Raw genomic sequence first — 1087 nt, forward strand, 5'->3', positions numbered from 1 at the left:
TTATCGAGAAGGGACTCAATGGGTTGTTAATCTTGCTTTCAGTTTGATTGCTGCTACAACTATTGGTATTATTCTCAGGTTTGTTTTAGGAAGTTGAGGTGCGATCGCAGAATTCAAATAAAATTCAAACAGAAGGCGATCTCGGAAATTTTCTGGCTGTTGCTAGAGCCACATATTCAGCAATAACATAGTTATGAGTTATGCGGATTTTCGCCTTTTCATATTCCGTAATAGCACAATTATGTAAGGGTTCAGTATGATATTGCAAGCATAATAAACCTGATGTATCAAGAAACATTAATTTTCTTCGTAAATGTTGGTATATTCTGCTACAAGATCGGCATCAATACTTTCATTCGTAACATCAATTTCTGCAAGATTAAGTTCCCCAAAATGACCCTTAAATCTTGCTCGTGCAGCTTCTTTTTCTTCTTCAGTTGAAAATATTTTTGAGAATATTTTTAAACTGCGATCTGTTTTCCCCTCGAGTAATATTGTTACTAAACCTTCGGGAGATATTCCCTTTCTTTGCGCTTGTCGCTGAATTTCCATAAAAGCGCGATCGCTTAATTGGACAGTTAGAGTTTGACTCATTGATTTTAACAGAGTTCCTAAAGATATATCAAAACAATCGTAATCGGTTATGCCAAGTATAGCAAAACTGTGAAAATTGTCACAACACGCGATCGCCTGAGATTGGGCTTTATTGTAAAAGTGAAACCCAAGGAAAAAATGAAATTAGAGGGAATGCACTATGTAGAGCCTTATCAAGATGGAAGTTAAATCAAAATTACGATAAACTGAAGATACTTTGGAGCTAACTGGAGCAATTATGACACGATCGGAAACCGCTCAAATTCTCGAAGAACTCAAAGGCATTAGCACTCGCTTAGATCGTTTAGAACAATCAGCAGGTCATTTTGAACGCACAACAACAGAGAAATTCGATCGCCTAGAAAAGTCGGTGGAACATTTGGAAAAATCAGTCAATCATCTAGAAAAGTCGGTAGGTCGTTTGGAACTTTCCGCAGATAAATCCGAGGCTTATCGAGAAGGGACTCAATGGGTTGTTAATCTTGCTTTCAGT

2 protein-coding genes and 1 pseudogene are annotated in these 1087 nt (G+C 37.3%); 1 reads left to right on the forward strand and 2 read right to left on the reverse strand.

Translation table 11 applies throughout. The features are described from left to right. Positions 1–124 precede the first annotated feature (124 nt). Complete coding sequence (locus JUI58_RS00410; RefSeq protein ID WP_204101780.1) at positions 125–298, reverse strand: hypothetical protein; 174 nt, start codon at positions 296–298, stop codon at positions 125–127. Beyond that, on the reverse strand, positions 298–594 hold the full coding sequence (locus JUI58_RS00415) for a hypothetical protein (protein ID WP_204101781.1): 297 nt from the start codon (positions 592–594) through the stop codon (positions 298–300). The genes JUI58_RS00410 and JUI58_RS00415 overlap by 1 nt, the downstream gene beginning before the upstream one ends. Before the next feature lie 238 nt (positions 595–832). Here JUI58_RS00415 and JUI58_RS00420 point away from each other — a divergent pair. After that, positions 833–1087 (forward strand): annotated as a pseudogene (locus tag JUI58_RS00420) (hypothetical protein); the annotation flags it as partial.

The sequence above is a fragment of the Spirulina sp. CCY15215 genome (assembly GCF_016888125.1).
Taxonomy (GTDB): domain Bacteria; phylum Cyanobacteriota; class Cyanobacteriia; order Cyanobacteriales; family Spirulinaceae; genus CCY15215.

Coding starts and splice junctions, on each gene's coding strand:
- JUI58_RS00410 (WP_204101780.1), bottom strand. CDS start 298: ATGTTTCTTGATACATCAGGTTTATTATGCTTGCAATATCATACTGAA.
- JUI58_RS00415 (WP_204101781.1), bottom strand. CDS start 594: ATGAGTCAAACTCTAACTGTCCAATTAAGCGATCGCGCTTTTATGGAA.